At 65.6% G+C, this 12,810-nt stretch carries 10 protein-coding genes; 6 read left to right on the forward strand and 4 right to left on the reverse strand.

All coding sequences use genetic code 11. The annotated features are described in order from the left end of the window. Nucleotides 1-622 precede the first annotated feature (622 nt). From IG78_RS49640 to IG78_RS0132530, 3 genes are all read left to right on the forward strand, one after another. The gene (locus IG78_RS49640; protein ID WP_157855945.1) at nt 623-856 is read left to right on the forward strand and encodes a hypothetical protein; all 234 of its coding nucleotides are present in this window, start codon (nt 623-625) and stop codon (nt 854-856) included. 199 nt (nt 857-1,055) lie between these two features. After that, complete coding sequence (locus tag IG78_RS0132525; RefSeq protein WP_157855946.1) at nt 1,056-1,466, forward strand: hypothetical protein; 411 nt, start codon at nt 1,056-1,058, stop codon at nt 1,464-1,466. Nucleotides 1,467-2,498: 1,032 nt separating this feature from the next. Continuing rightward, a complete protein-coding gene (locus tag IG78_RS0132530) occupies nt 2,499-3,398 on the forward strand; it encodes a hypothetical protein (protein WP_030570161.1) in 900 nt (299 codons plus the stop codon). 86 nt (nt 3,399-3,484) lie between these two features. On the opposite strand, the gene IG78_RS0132535 is transcribed toward IG78_RS0132530, so the two are convergent. Continuing rightward, nucleotides 3,485-4,696 (reverse strand): IS110 family RNA-guided transposase, encoded by a 1,212-nt coding sequence (locus tag IG78_RS0132535; RefSeq protein ID WP_037686840.1) that lies wholly within the window; start codon nt 4,694-4,696, stop codon nt 3,485-3,487. 231 nt (nt 4,697-4,927) lie between these two features. Here IG78_RS0132535 and IG78_RS0132540 point away from each other — a divergent pair, with 231 nt between their 5' ends. The 3 genes from IG78_RS0132540 (at nt 4,928) to IG78_RS0132550 (ending at nt 11,082) form a co-directional block, all read left to right on the forward strand. Then, the gene (locus IG78_RS0132540; protein WP_030570167.1) at nt 4,928-7,225 is read left to right on the forward strand and encodes a hypothetical protein; all 2,298 of its coding nucleotides are present in this window, start codon (nt 4,928-4,930) and stop codon (nt 7,223-7,225) included. Continuing rightward, a complete protein-coding gene (locus IG78_RS0132545) occupies nt 7,222-10,503 on the forward strand; it encodes a hypothetical protein (RefSeq protein WP_078965744.1) in 3,282 nt (1,093 codons plus the stop codon). The genes IG78_RS0132540 and IG78_RS0132545 overlap by 4 nt, the downstream gene beginning before the upstream one ends. 99 nt (nt 10,504-10,602) lie before the next feature. Next, nucleotides 10,603-11,082 (forward strand): hypothetical protein, encoded by a 480-nt coding sequence (locus IG78_RS0132550; RefSeq protein WP_157855947.1) that lies wholly within the window; start codon nt 10,603-10,605, stop codon nt 11,080-11,082. A 72-nt stretch (nt 11,083-11,154) separates the two neighbouring features. Here the strand turns inward: IG78_RS0132550 and IG78_RS0132555 are convergent, their stop codons facing one another. From IG78_RS0132555 to IG78_RS49645, 3 genes are all read right to left on the reverse strand, one after another. Further along, nucleotides 11,155-11,724 (reverse strand): hypothetical protein, encoded by a 570-nt coding sequence (locus IG78_RS0132555; RefSeq protein WP_030570175.1) that lies wholly within the window; start codon nt 11,722-11,724, stop codon nt 11,155-11,157. A gap of 128 nt (nt 11,725-11,852) precedes the next feature. Next, nucleotides 11,853-12,050 carry a hypothetical protein gene (locus tag IG78_RS0132560; protein WP_030570178.1) on the reverse strand — a complete coding sequence of 66 codons (198 nt, stop codon included), beginning with the start codon at nt 12,048-12,050 and terminating at the stop codon, nt 11,853-11,855. A gap of 142 nt (nt 12,051-12,192) precedes the next feature. After that, nucleotides 12,193-12,603 carry a hypothetical protein gene (locus tag IG78_RS49645; protein ID WP_157855949.1) on the reverse strand — a complete coding sequence of 137 codons (411 nt, stop codon included), beginning with the start codon at nt 12,601-12,603 and terminating at the stop codon, nt 12,193-12,195. Nucleotides 12,604-12,810: the final 207 nt, after the last annotated feature.

Below are 12,810 nucleotides of genomic sequence, written 5' to 3' on the forward strand. Positions count from 1 at the left end.
GGACCTCGGGACCCGCTGCTGCCTGGCGGGGGCTGGTGTGACTGGTCGACGTAGTTGTCACCGAGGACGCTCAGCGACCTGCGCATTCACCTCGCGTTGGTCTCGCTATCTGCCACCAGTTGGTCGAGCTAGTTGTCACCAGCCCCGTCTGGTCACGCTGGATGTCACCGGCTGAAGTAGAGAACCGGGCTGCTCAGGGTGATTGCGCTTCTCCGACATCGCGGTCTCGATCGCCGCGCGCCGCGATGGTCGCGGTCCTCGGGAAGGACAGCCGTGGCCAGGCGGACGGTGACTTGACGAGCGTGGGCCGGTCAGGGTCGACATGCACCCACCGTTCCCCGCGTCCGACCAGGACTCTCACGCCCGCTACTGGTCTTCGACCTCGGCGGCCTCAAGATTTGAACGGAGTTGACGGTCCTGCGTGGCAGAATCCGATGACATGACAGCCGTTGTTCCCACACCCGCCAAGAGACGACGATGGTGTCCCACCCCGACGAAGTTGAAGCACTTCAACGAGGCGTGGGCGCAGATCGCAGCGGCTGAGCAGGCAGCGAAGTACGGAGGAACATTCCAGGCGTACCGCTGTGGGTGCGGGTGGTGGCACACGCGCGACCGTAGGAAGGTGCGGGCCAAGGACAAGGCACGTGAGACCCGAAGCGCACGCAGGCGCCGGTCCAAGCGTGGTGAGCCGCCGCCTTTCCAGTGGCGTGTGGCGCACCGCGAGCAGGAGAAGGCAGAGCGGGCGCGGAGGAAGAACCGCCGTCGAAAGCGCGCGGCCGAGCTTCCCCTGCGTGTCTGGGAGGATGACGGCGGCGCCTGCATCTGGCTATTCCTCTACAACGACAGCAACGAGTAGCGAGAGGCAGCCGCAGGACAACAGCTCGTCGTCCTTCTGCAGAGATGCTCAGAGGATCTTGCGCACCACATCGACCAGCAGGTCCAGGGCCAGTGACAGGTATCGCGCCCAGGTGCCGACTATCTCGCCCAGTCACAGTCGGGTGCAAGAGAGGCGCGGACGGATTCGACTGTCAGTGGCCCGCGCGACCATGGCGTCCATGACACCGGAACCCTCCCGCTCCGCTGCCGTGCGGCAGATCCCCGTCTGGGCCACCACCGTGGGGCCCGGATGGGCCGCTCTGCTCGACCGGCTGCACCACGGCCTGCTGGCCCTGGACGCCGACTACCGGATCGAGTCGTTCGGCACGAAGTTCGGCGGCCTACGCGCTACCGTCGCCGACCGCTTCATCGAGGGCGAATTCGATGGGGAGTTCGCCGACCGGGCCACCGCACTGACCGACGCCGCCGAGACGGACTCGGAGCACACTTGTGAAGCCTGCGGTGAGCCCGGCCGTATCCGCCTGCGCGGCGACGGGCCGCGGGTATGGATGCAGGCCAGCTGCGGCAACTGCCGCGTCCCTGCCTTCTCCCGATCTGCTTCGCCACCCGGGGCCAGCGGCCCAACGTGAAAGGGCGACGTCGCATCCGCAGCCAGCGGCTGGCCCGGTGGGAAAAAGGTAGGCGTGTTCACTCCGGGGTCGTCTGTTCGCGGTTCTTGCGCTCCTTGTACTTGCGGATTAGTTGCCAGGGGCAGGGGTTGCAGGCCATGTCACAGCGGGCACCGTCCAGGAAGGCGCTCTTGGTATCGCCGCAGTGATCGTGCTCCGTGGCGAAGTCGTTCAGGCAGCGCGGCCTTGGTGTCGCGAGCGTAGATGCGCGGGATGACGGTGACCAGGCCCTAAGCGGGCGGCCAGAGGGCCCCTCGGGCGCGGGCAGTTGGGAGGACCCCGGGCCGGAGCCAGGTGCCGACGCTGACGACCGCGCTGGGCGTCAGCCACGGCGGCACCTTGCGAGCGTCGACCGATGCATCCGGATGCTGGGCCGAACGTGGTGCGAGGCGGAACTGCCCACGGACGAGCAGGCGCCCGGCCCCTGAATGCCGGAGTGGGCCCCGACGTGGTGCTGGCCCACGAGGCACTGGCGATCCCGGGGCTTCTGCAGCGGTCCGGCGACGGCCGTGGCTGGCACCCTGACGATTTGACGCACGGGCACGAGGCGCAGCGGGGTGCACACCGAAAGGGTGCACGCTTGTTCCGGCCACGGAGACGCTGTACGTCGCCGGGCACTACCACTTCCGTCACTCACAGCGGACCGTGCTCGATGGGATTGCGGTGCGTGCGTCAGGAGATCCTCGACCGGGACGGCTCGACTGATGCGCTAACGGTGCTCGCCAGGACGACGTTGTCCCGAGCTTCGAGGCCGTAGCGATGGGCTGAGCGCCTCTGCTCCCGTGGCGCGACTGATCTGTCAGCCGCTCAGACGACTCCTGACGACTCGACCACGCTAGTCCACGCCATCGGACATCGCCACTCAAATACCTTTCGCCTCTGATTTGAATGACCTACCTGAGATAGGATGCCATCTACGCAACTTCACACATGACAGCTTTTCGATAGAGCGAACAATGACCATTGCGGTCGCAGGGGGGAGATGAGAGATTCATGGCGAAACTGTCTTATAAGGTGCCGAGTTCGCTGAACAGGAGCTTCCTCGACCACGAGATCACGCTGAGCAAGGGAGGTTGGGCGGCCAAGCCCTCCCCGATCAAGCAGCTGCTCTTCTTCGGCGGCGGCATCCTCGCCCTGCTGTGGTTCAGCACGTCGACGTTTGTCGCGAGTTCGGGACCGGTGGCCATCACGTTCTTCGCCCTCTGGGGACTGGCAACGATCGCCTACTTCGGCGGGCTGGTGAAGACGAAGGAGCTGCGCATCATGCGTGTGCCGGTCTTCCTGGCGTACCTGCCCCGGAAGGCCCGTCACGTCTTTACGCGCCGCAGCTCGAACCCCACGGACTTCTACTCGATCGTCGGCATCGACGGGATCGACGAGGACGGGCTGATCCGCTTCTCCGATGGCGGTGAAGGCCGGGTCTACCTGGTCGTCGGCTCGGCGAGCTATCTGCTCTTCGACGAGGACCGGGGCGGGATCCTCGATCGGGTCGACACCTTCTGGCGCAAGGTCGAGACGGCCTGCGAGCACAGCTTCATCACGACGAAAGAGCCGCAGCGGGTCTACCACCAGGTGGCGAACCTGGAACGGCGCAACCAGGCCCTGCAGGTCCGCGATCCGGATCTGATCGAGCTGCAGAACGAGCAGTACGACATTCTCACGCGGCACGTGGGCGGGAAGTTCACTTCAATTCACCAGTACCTGCTGCTTAAGGGTAAGAACGCCGACGCACTGCGCAAGGGGCACCAGGTCCTCCAGGCCGAGGTCGGCGGCTCGACTCTGATGATCAAGGAAGCCACGATGCTCGACCGCGGGGAAGCCCTGTCGATGCTCCGGGTTTTCTACCAGGGCATCGACGACGAACTGCTCGTTCTCGAGGCGTCGCTGAACTGACCAGCGCCAGGCCGACCGCCACGACAAGGAACGAACGGATTCCCAATGAAGTTGTCAAGCCCGGTTGGTGACTTGCTGTGAGCGGGTCAGCCCAGAGCGACAGGGTTCGGCGGCGCGGCGACCTCGAAGGTGCGACCATCACGTATGAGGGCCCACAGGACGTTGAGACAACGGCGGGCAAGAGCAATGACGGCCTGCCGGTGGCCCTTGCCCTCCGCTCTCTTTCGGTCGTAGAAGGCCTTCGACGTGGGGCAGCACCTGGCGGCGACCATGGCGGACATGTAGAAGACCCGCAGCAGGCGTCGGCAGTAGCGTCGTGGTCGGCGCATGTTGCCGCTGATACGTCCGGAGTCTTTGGGGACCGGGGCCAGTCCGGCGACGCCGGCGAGGCGATCGGAGCTGCCGAAGACGCTCATGTCGCCGCCGGTGTGGGCGATGAACTCGGCGCCCAGGACGGGGCCGATGCCGAGCATGCTCAGGATGACCTCAGCGTGTGGGTGGTCGCGAAACCGGCCCTCGATCAGGGCGTCGGTCTCGGCGATCTCCTCATCGAGGGCCATCACCTCCCTCGCGAGCTTGGCCACCACGGCGGCGGCCAGCTTCTCCCCGGCGACGGCGGTGTGCTGGGCCTCGGCGGCGGCCACCGCGGTGGCCGCGATGAGCTGGTAGTTGCGGACCTTGCGGTTCTTCAGCCAGGTCGAGAGCCGGTTCTTGCCGATGCGCCGGAGGGCTTCCGGGGTCTGGTAGTGGGTCAGCAGGATGAGGGCCGCCTTGGACGTCTTGTAGTCGAAGGCTCGTTCCAGGGCGGGGAAGTACTCCAGCATCTGGGCCCGCAGTCGGTTGATCGCCCTGGTGCGGTCGGCGGCCAGGTCCAGGCGGCGCGATGTCAGGATGCGCAGGTCGACGGCGATGTCGTCGCCCCGGCGCATCGTCTGGAGGTCGCGGCGCATGCGTGCCTGGTCGGCGATGACGTAGGCGTCCTTGGCGTCGGTCTTGCCATCGCCCCGGTAGGAGCCGGAGGCGTGGTGGACGGTGCGGCCGGGGATGTAGAGGACCTGCTGCCCGTTGTCTGTCAGCAGCGCGATCATCAGCGCGGCCCCGCCGGCGTTGAGGTCGATCGCCCAGGTCACCGGCTCCCCGTGGCTCAACTCCAGCACGTCGCTTATCAGTTTGAGCAGCGCAGTCTCGTAGTTGGCGACCCGTTGCGACAGCCTCCGCTTGCCATCGGTGTCGATCACCACGCAGTGATGCTCGGCCTTGCCCGCGTCCGTACCAGCCCACAGTTCGGGCACGGCCACCTCCGAAGTCGTTCCTTTACTGGTCCCAGCAGACGACCTCGCCAGCGTGTCCTTACCAAGCGATCTTGCCGCGCGCATCCCAATGAGTGGTCGAGTCGTCGCGGGATGCCGGGCGACCAATCCGTTCGAGCCACCACAAGGCAGGAGAACACAAACCACATCCGGCATCCCTGGGCCTCCCGATCCTACGAGTGACCGGAATCAACCCACCAACAACGTAAGGAGGACACCATGGCGCTGATGACGAAAGTCCGGGCACAGCTCGGCATTCCGGGAAAGAAGCCTGACGAGACTGATGAGACCGCGGAGCTTGTGGTCGATGATCCGCGCGCGGACGGTGCTGCTCAGGCTGAGGGCGTGCAGGACGCTGAGCCGGCGGACGGCGCAGCCGATGCTGCCGAGCCGAAGAAGAACTGGTGGCAGCGCCGCCGGGAGGTGAAGCACCTCCAGGGCACGTTCGACGCCTACCCTCATCTGCTCGCGCTGAAGCCGAAGGAGAAGTATCTCTTCCGCTCCGACTACTTCGACGTCGACGGCTCGGTCGCCTGTATCTTGGCGTACTTCCACGACGACGCCGCGCACGACAACTTCGCGGCCTTCTGGGGTATCGACCGGATCCCGGACGGCCTGGACGAGCGGGTCACCGCCGTCGTGCTTGAGCAGGTCAAGCGGATGGATGAGAAGTGGATCGACTCGTACACCAAGCAGTCGGAGAAGCTGGACCGGCTGGATGCGAACGAGCAGGAGGAGACGGGCACGACTTCCTCCAAGCGCAAGGCCGCGAAGATTTCCGGTGACCTCGGTATCACGATCGGCGAGATCCAGGACGGCGCGAGCTACGTCTCGGTGCACAACCGGCTCTTCCTCAAGGCCCCCGACCTGGCGACCCTGGACGACACGATCGACCGGGTCATGCGTCTGTACATCGACCGATTTGGCACGCTGAAGGCTGCGCCCTACGCCGGCAAGCAGCGCCAGGAGCTCTCGGGTCTGTGGAAGAGCAACGAGAAGAAGAAGGGCAAGGGCTTCCACTTCACCTCGAACGAGCTGGCCGGCTCGTACTCGCTGGTGACCAATGGCCTCAACGACCGAGGCGGCGAGTACGTCGGCTACATGGTCGGCGACGTCAACAACAGCGCCGTGCTCATGGACGTTAACGCCTACGACCACCACACGATCGTCGCCGACGCCACGCTCAGCGAGTACCTCGATCGCCAGCGGGTGGCCAACATGTGGTGCTCGAAGATCTCACAGGCGGCGCTGCTGAACAACGGCCAGGTCGTCCACCTCATCCTCGACGGAGCGAACCTCGACAAGCTCGGCCCGAAGTTCGAGCGGCTCACCTCGCGCGTGGATCTGAATCAGGGCGACGTGAACATGTTCGAGATGTTCGGCGAGGAGGAGGACGAGCTGACGGTCTTCTCCGCTCAGATGGAGAAGCTCAAGCTGATGTTCGAGCAGCTCTACGAGACCAGCGACGGAGCAATCGGCTCGATCATCCGCAGCGCCCTGGAAGACACCGCGACCGACTTCTACATCGAGCAGGGCATGTGGCGGCACAACGCCAAGGAGCAGCGTCACCGTCTGCGTGTGGTGAACATCCCGCACACCCAGGTGCCGCGCCTTCAGATGTTCGTCTCCTACGTGGCAACCGCGCACAAGGCGTTGCTGAACTCCCGCAAGACCGACCCGGACCAGCTGCGCGCCTACAACGTGCTCAGGGGCATCGCCAACGCGATGCTGAGCACCAACGGCGACCTGTTCAACAACCACACGGCCTCGGCCGTGGACAGGGTCCGGGATTCACGGCGCGTGGTCTACGACTTCTCGCGGCTCATGCGCCGCGGCAAGGGCGTGGCGATGGCGCAACTGGTGAACATCGTCGGCTTCGCCGTCGGCACGCTGGGGCTCGGCGATACCGTGATCATCCACGGCACCGAGCACATCGACGACCGGGTGAAGAAGTACATCAAGGACCAGTTCGACCATATGCACGAGCGCGGCGGCCGAGTGGTCTACAGCTACAACGACGTCGACAAGATGCTGGCCGACAGCGACTTCAGCAAGTTCGACGCCGCGGACTACACGCTCTTCGGTCCGATGCGCGACGGCACGGTAGCGGAATACCAGAAGCAGCTGCACCAGCGGATTCCGCCGGATCTCGCCCAGCTCATCACGACCAAGGGCGAGAACCTCACGTACCTGCGCCGGGGCATCTCCAACGTGGTCTTCCACCTGGATTTGGCACTGGGGATCAACCCCTACCGCGAGGCCCAGCGCAGGCAGGTCCGCCTGGAGGCGGCCAGGGCCGAAGAGGCTGCGCGGATGAACGCGATCATGCACGACAAGCCGACACCGGGCGCGAACCTCACCAGCATCCGGAAGCACAGCGAGGGCGGCGACGGCGAGGCTGACGCGGGCCCAAGCGACGGGGGCAAGCACCGCGACGGCAAGAAGAGCCCGCAGCCCGAGGACGGCGCAAGGGGGCCAGCTAGGAAGCCCAAGCCGAAGAAGCTGGTCAAGGCATGAGCGAGGTCAGCACTGATACGAAGGCGAGGAGCAGACGAGAGACGATGAACGGGGCGATCACGGCAGGGGCGCGGCTACGTGCCTGGGCCGACCACGGCGGTGGCGGAGCCTGCCGGGGCAGGTTTGCGCGCGGACTTGCCCTCGTGCTCCTGGCCGCGCTGTTCGTGCCGGCCCTCATGATCGCGACCTCTTCGCCGGCGTCCGCGGACGACCAGGATCGCGACAACTACAGCCTCTACCAGCTGGCGTCGAATGCGAGCTCGTACTTCAGCGAGGAGAACTCGCCGTCGAACGACGAGGGCATGCACGAGAACTGGAAGCCGATCACAAGCAGTCCTGCTTCGGGTGGGTCCATGCTCGGCTACGTCGACCCGGAGTTCAGCCTGGGCGACATCGTGGGCTGGTTCTTCGCTGAGGTGTCGGGGTCCTCGCAGACCGTCACGTACGAGACCCTGGCAGCGAAAGACGACAAGGGCAACGCGAAGTACTCGGGCATGCTCGACTACGCGCACTTCGGGGCGGCCAACAACGACCTTGGCCTGGACACGATGTCCTCGGGCATCGGCGGCCAGATCGTGAGCGTGATCGGAGGCTCCATCATCTGGATTCTCTACGCCCTGGCGCTGGCAGTCGGCACGCTGTTCTTCGTCATCCTGCAGTTCCTGAAGCTCATCAACCCCTTCATGTGGTTCTACCAGGCGGTCAGGGGGGTCAATCCGACATTCGCCGACGGGATGACGGGAGGTGACACCGGAGGCGGCGCGCTCGCGGGCCTCCAGCACTGGATCAGCGACTGGTATGGCCTGCTCGTCGATATCTCGTGGCAGGCGCTGGTGCCGGTCTTCATCGGCTTCCTGCTCATCGGCCTGGTCATGTTCAAGAAGATGGACCGGGGTTCGGCGATCAAGAAGCTCATCGTGCGCGTCGTCTTCATCGGCGCCGGCCTGCCGCTCATCGGGTCGATGTACACCAGCGTGCTCGACAAGTTCGACGACTCGGTTCTCGGCCAGCATGCCGGTCCGACGCGTGTCGTGCTGAGTACTTACGTCGACTTCGAGGCGTGGATGATGAACGACCGCCTCGGGATCCCGGACCAGGCCACTGTCTCCTGGAAGGGCGAGCAGGCGAGCTCTGACGCGATGATGTCGGTGCGCACGAGCGCGCTGGCGATCAACAAGCAGTCCCACGGAGCGACGTTCAAAGGCATCAGCATCGGCCCGAAGGCCGACGACGCCGAGTCGGCCTGGAAGGACGGCACGGTCTCTGTCGGTACCGGTGCGTCGGATGACTTCAAGGCGGTGTTCTCGACTTTCGGGATTATCGGCAAGTACATCGGCAGCAACGAAATCGCAGCTTCCGACTTCGAGTCGGGGATCAAGAGCTCGATCACGCAGCTGGACGAGAGCGCGGATGACAAGAAGGACTGGTTCGTCGACAAGGACACTTACGGCGACGTGGAGGATTTCGGTGAGGAGGAGGGGCCGAAGCCGGTGGATCACCCGGTGATTTCGACCGACGGCAAGGGCCTGACCTCCTCTCGTCCCGGCAAGGGCTCGACGGTCTTCACGACGACCGGGACGAAGAGCAAGTGCGGCTTCGTGGTGGGCAAGACGCCGTCCTCGTGCAACCTGTCCCCTCTGGCGGCATACAACTACCTCAACACCGGATTCAGCCCCAGCTCGCTGAACATGTACAGCTCGAACAAAGCAATGTCTGGCTTCACCCGCGAGAACCACATGGCCGTCAGCCAGGTGGGCACGGGGCCGGCGAAGTTCATGTACTGGTCCAACGCAGCCACGGTCTTGGGTTCCATGGTCCTGCTCGGCTTCTGGTACGCCATCGGCATGCTCGCCGGCTCGGTCAAGCGGATCTTCGGCCTCGTAGCGGCCGTGCCGTTCGCAACGCTGGGCGCGTTGGCCGCGATCGCCAAGGTGATCGTCTACTCCATGGCGCTGATCCTGGAGGTCCTTGTCACGCTGTTCATCTACCAGTTCGTCTCGGAGTTCCTGATCTCGGTTCCGGACATCATGGCCGGGCCCATGTCGAGCTTCATGAGCCCGGGCGGCCTGTGGGGCAGCGCTGCGCTCGGCGGGATCATCGTGGTGATCCTGACGCTCATCTCGTCGCTGATAATCATGGGCATCACCTTCGCTCTGCTGCGGGTCCGCAAGACGGTGCTGCAGGCGATGGACGAAGTAATCACCAAGCTCGTGGACAAGTTCCTGGAGACCAACACCGCGCCGAAGCCGGACCAGGGCGGGCTGATGCCTGCTCTGGCCGCAGGTGCAGGGGCTGGCGCGGGCATGGCCCTGGGCAACAAGCTCGCCAACGGGTTCAACAACAAGACCAGCGGCCCGGCGTCTCCGAGCACGGGCAAGCCCGCGGGCAAGACGGCGTCGACGAACGCCGGCGGCACGAACGGCGACGCCACGGCTCTGACTGCTGGCAAGCAGGCGCTGGCTCTTGAGGGCAGCAGCGCGGGGGGCCCGGGCAACCCGAACAGCCCGGCACTGGACGGTGGTCCTGGTGGCGGTGGCACCAGTGGCGGTGGCGGTCCCGCTGGTGCTCAGGGCGTGTCTGGCCAGGGCGACGGCCCCGACGACAGAGGCGGTCCACTGCAGCTGACCAGTGGCGGAGCGGGCAGCACACACTCGGACAAGCAGACGGCACAGAATCTGAGCAACCAGGGCGGCCTGTCGAATCTCGGGTACACCTCGGACGGCAACAAGGTCATCCCCGGCGAGGTTCTGGCCTCGTCCACGGAGCCGCCGAGCTCTCCTGGCGGCTCTCAAGGGCAGGGCAGCAATCAGCAGGCTGTACCGCAGCGCTTCAACGGAGGCGCTGCTCCCGGTCCCGTTCCCGCTTCCGGGCAGCCGGCCGCGCCGAGCACGGGTCCTACGCGCCTCGCTCAGGGCACCCCGGCGAGGCATCTGGGAGCCGGAACGTCGGCTCCTCGTCCCATGGCCGCTCCGGTTTCGGGTCAGACTCCGGCTGCGCCTGGTGCGCGGACACCGACGCGAGTGCAGGCAGCGCGTCAGCCGGGTTCGACTCAGGCGTCGACGCCGACACCGCGGCAGACGCCCGCCCCGCGGGATCAGGCACCGCGGACGTCGGCTCCTGCACCGGCTCCTTCACCGCGGCAGGCTCCGGTTCCGCGTCCTCGTCCACGTCCGCGCCGGGTTGTCGATCTGGCCCCTCAGAGCGTGGAAACTCCGGAGCCGCGGCAGCGGCCGGCCGGTGGTCTTCGCCGCGGTCGGCGCGAAAAGCCGCAAGACTGATCGGGCGAGTGTGGAGCGACGCACCCGGAGGGGACAATCGCGATGGTCGTCTTCACCGGGTGCGTCGTCTTATGCGGGCAAGAGGAGAAGGGAAAGAGAATGAGGCTCGGATCGAAGCTTCGCGGCGAGTTCCCGCTCGGCTGGTGGCGCTCGGCGCGATGGTGGATCACCGGGATCCGCGAGCTGGCCTTGAGCACCGCGGCGACCGTGGCCACCGCTGTGTTCGTCGGCGAGGTGAAGCGCGCTGTGCGGCATCGCGACGAGCCGCGGACTCTGGCGCGCTTGTCCGGCACGTTCGAGGGGTACGTGGCCAGCCTCTTGGCCAACAGCGCAGGCTTGGCCGTTCTGGCCACCATGGCGATCGAGGATGGTCTGCCTGTGGTGCTGACGGCGTTGCTGACCGGGTGGTGTCTGCTCAACATCGGCATCAGTGCCACGGTGTTCGTCGTGGTCGCCCGGTCGAGGATCCGGCAGTCGGCAGCATGGGCTGAGTTGGATTTCGTCGAGCAGCACGCGCCGAAGTACGGCCGGCCGCCGGAGACGATTGAGGAGTACCGGGCGCAGCAGCTCCAGAAGTAGGCGTCAGAGAAAAGACAGAACCCCGTGGACGTGATATCTACGGGGTTCTGTGCTGCCTGGGTCGTGCGGCAATCAGCCGTGCTGGTTGCAGTCTTTGGCCATCAATGCCTTCGCCTGGTCGCTGTCGGCGGGGATGAGATGGACCTGGTCGATCGAGTAGGCGAAGGTGTACCCGAGCGTGATCATGCTGTTGGACATCGAGATCGAGCCGGATCCCGGGTCAGTGCCTGTCTGGTCGGAGCCGTTGACGTCGTCCCACAGCACGCTGGTCCGGCTGTCGTTGATCGTGCCGGTCGAGAGAACCTGGTACTGCCCCTTGTTGGTCTTGCCGTCCTTGACGATCGAGCCGTGCTTGATGTCGCCGAGGGCCTTCCTGGTCAGCTGGCACTGCTGGTCCCCAGCGGTGACGTCGATGTACGTGATCTTGTACCCGTCGATTGCGGCGATGCCGCCGCGCGCCCCGTCGGTGATGGAGATGTAGGCACCGTCGAAGCTGGAGGCCTGGCTGCTGCTGGGGCTCTGCGAGGAAGCGGCATCGCTGCTCCCGCTGCAGGCGGTGAGCATGAGAGCACCCGCGGCCAGGGCCGCGGCTGACACGGCGGTCCTGTTCCGTGTCGCACGTGCGGTCCTGGTGGAGTTCATGGTGTTCTCCCTTCGTTCGTTCTGGAAAGCCGGTTTGGGTCAGCTCTGTGGAGGCTGGGCTGGTTGCATCGGCGGAATCGTAGGCGGCTGACGCGGCGACAGCCGGACGAGGACTGCAGCAGCCAGCATCACGACCGCCAGCAGCGCCACGAGCACCACGCCCGCTCCGATGGAGGCGTGGCGGTACCTCTGACGGTGCCCATGGTCCCGAAGCCGTCGATCATGCCGATCAGGCCGGCGACGGTGCCGACGACTCCGGCGGTGATGCGGAACCAGTTCGCCTTGCGGATGACTGCCACGACAGAGGCAGCGATGGCCACGAGCATGACGAAGAGCAGGAAGCCGCCCTCATCTCCGGCCTCATCGCAGAAGTCGTTGACCGAGAACCCATGACTGAAGAGACCGGCATGAACAGGGAGATGATCGCCAGGAACGCCGCGTCGGGAAGAATGAAGGTGGCCAGCCCCCTCATCTGGCCAGTCCCAAACGCGAGGTGCTCTGCTGCATCGAGCGTGCGGCGCTCTGCGCGGCGGGGGCAGCGCGGTTGCTGAGGAAGCCCTTGGCTCCAGAGTTCTCGACAGTCGGCGTGACCTTGGTGCTGAAGAAGTCCCGGGCACCGTTGACGACTTGCTTGGCTCGGTCGGCCACCTGCTGCATCGACGGATCACGAGGCCTGCGCTCTGGAGCGATCAGTCCGGCATGAACGGCGGCCTGATACCCGGACATCGTCGGCTCGCGGAGATGCGTCTGCCGAAACCCGGCGTCCCCCTGCTCGGCCGTGACAACGGGTGGAACCTGCGGTCGCGGCGGCATGGCCCGAGAAGCTGTTGCGTAGCCCTGTGTCGGCTCCTCGGGTAACTGAGGCTGATCCTCAGCCATGATCGCCCCCGCTTTCTCTCGTTGAGTCCTGCGTGTCCAGGTAGTGCCTCTGCGCAGGGACCGGCGTCTCGGCTCCACAGTTCCACACTGCGTCCCCGAGACCCGGATCCCTACCACGCCCGGGAGCCGAATCCGGCCCCCCAGGACGACCCGACCGGCTTCCGCGCTTTCTTCTCGTATATCAGCACTTGCGAAGGCATTCACAAG

The organism is Streptomyces aureocirculatus, assembly GCF_000720475.1.
In the GTDB taxonomy this organism is placed as follows: domain Bacteria; phylum Actinomycetota; class Actinomycetes; order Streptomycetales; family Streptomycetaceae; genus Streptomyces; species Streptomyces aureocirculatus.

Coding starts and splice junctions, on each gene's coding strand:
- IG78_RS0132525 (WP_157855946.1), top strand. CDS start 1,056: ATGACACCGGAACCCTCCCGCTCCGCTGCCGTGCGGCAGATCCCCGTC.
- IG78_RS0132530 (WP_030570161.1), top strand. CDS start 2,499: ATGGCGAAACTGTCTTATAAGGTGCCGAGTTCGCTGAACAGGAGCTTC.
- IG78_RS0132540 (WP_030570167.1), top strand. CDS start 4,928: ATGGCGCTGATGACGAAAGTCCGGGCACAGCTCGGCATTCCGGGAAAG.
- IG78_RS0132545 (WP_078965744.1), top strand. CDS start 7,222: ATGAGCGAGGTCAGCACTGATACGAAGGCGAGGAGCAGACGAGAGACG.
- IG78_RS0132550 (WP_157855947.1), top strand. CDS start 10,603: ATGAGGCTCGGATCGAAGCTTCGCGGCGAGTTCCCGCTCGGCTGGTGG.
- IG78_RS0132555 (WP_030570175.1), bottom strand. CDS start 11,724: ATGAACTCCACCAGGACCGCACGTGCGACACGGAACAGGACCGCCGTG.
- IG78_RS0132560 (WP_030570178.1), bottom strand. CDS start 12,050: ATGCTCGTGGCCATCGCTGCCTCTGTCGTGGCAGTCATCCGCAAGGCG.
- IG78_RS49645 (WP_157855949.1), bottom strand. CDS start 12,603: ATGGCTGAGGATCAGCCTCAGTTACCCGAGGAGCCGACACAGGGCTAC.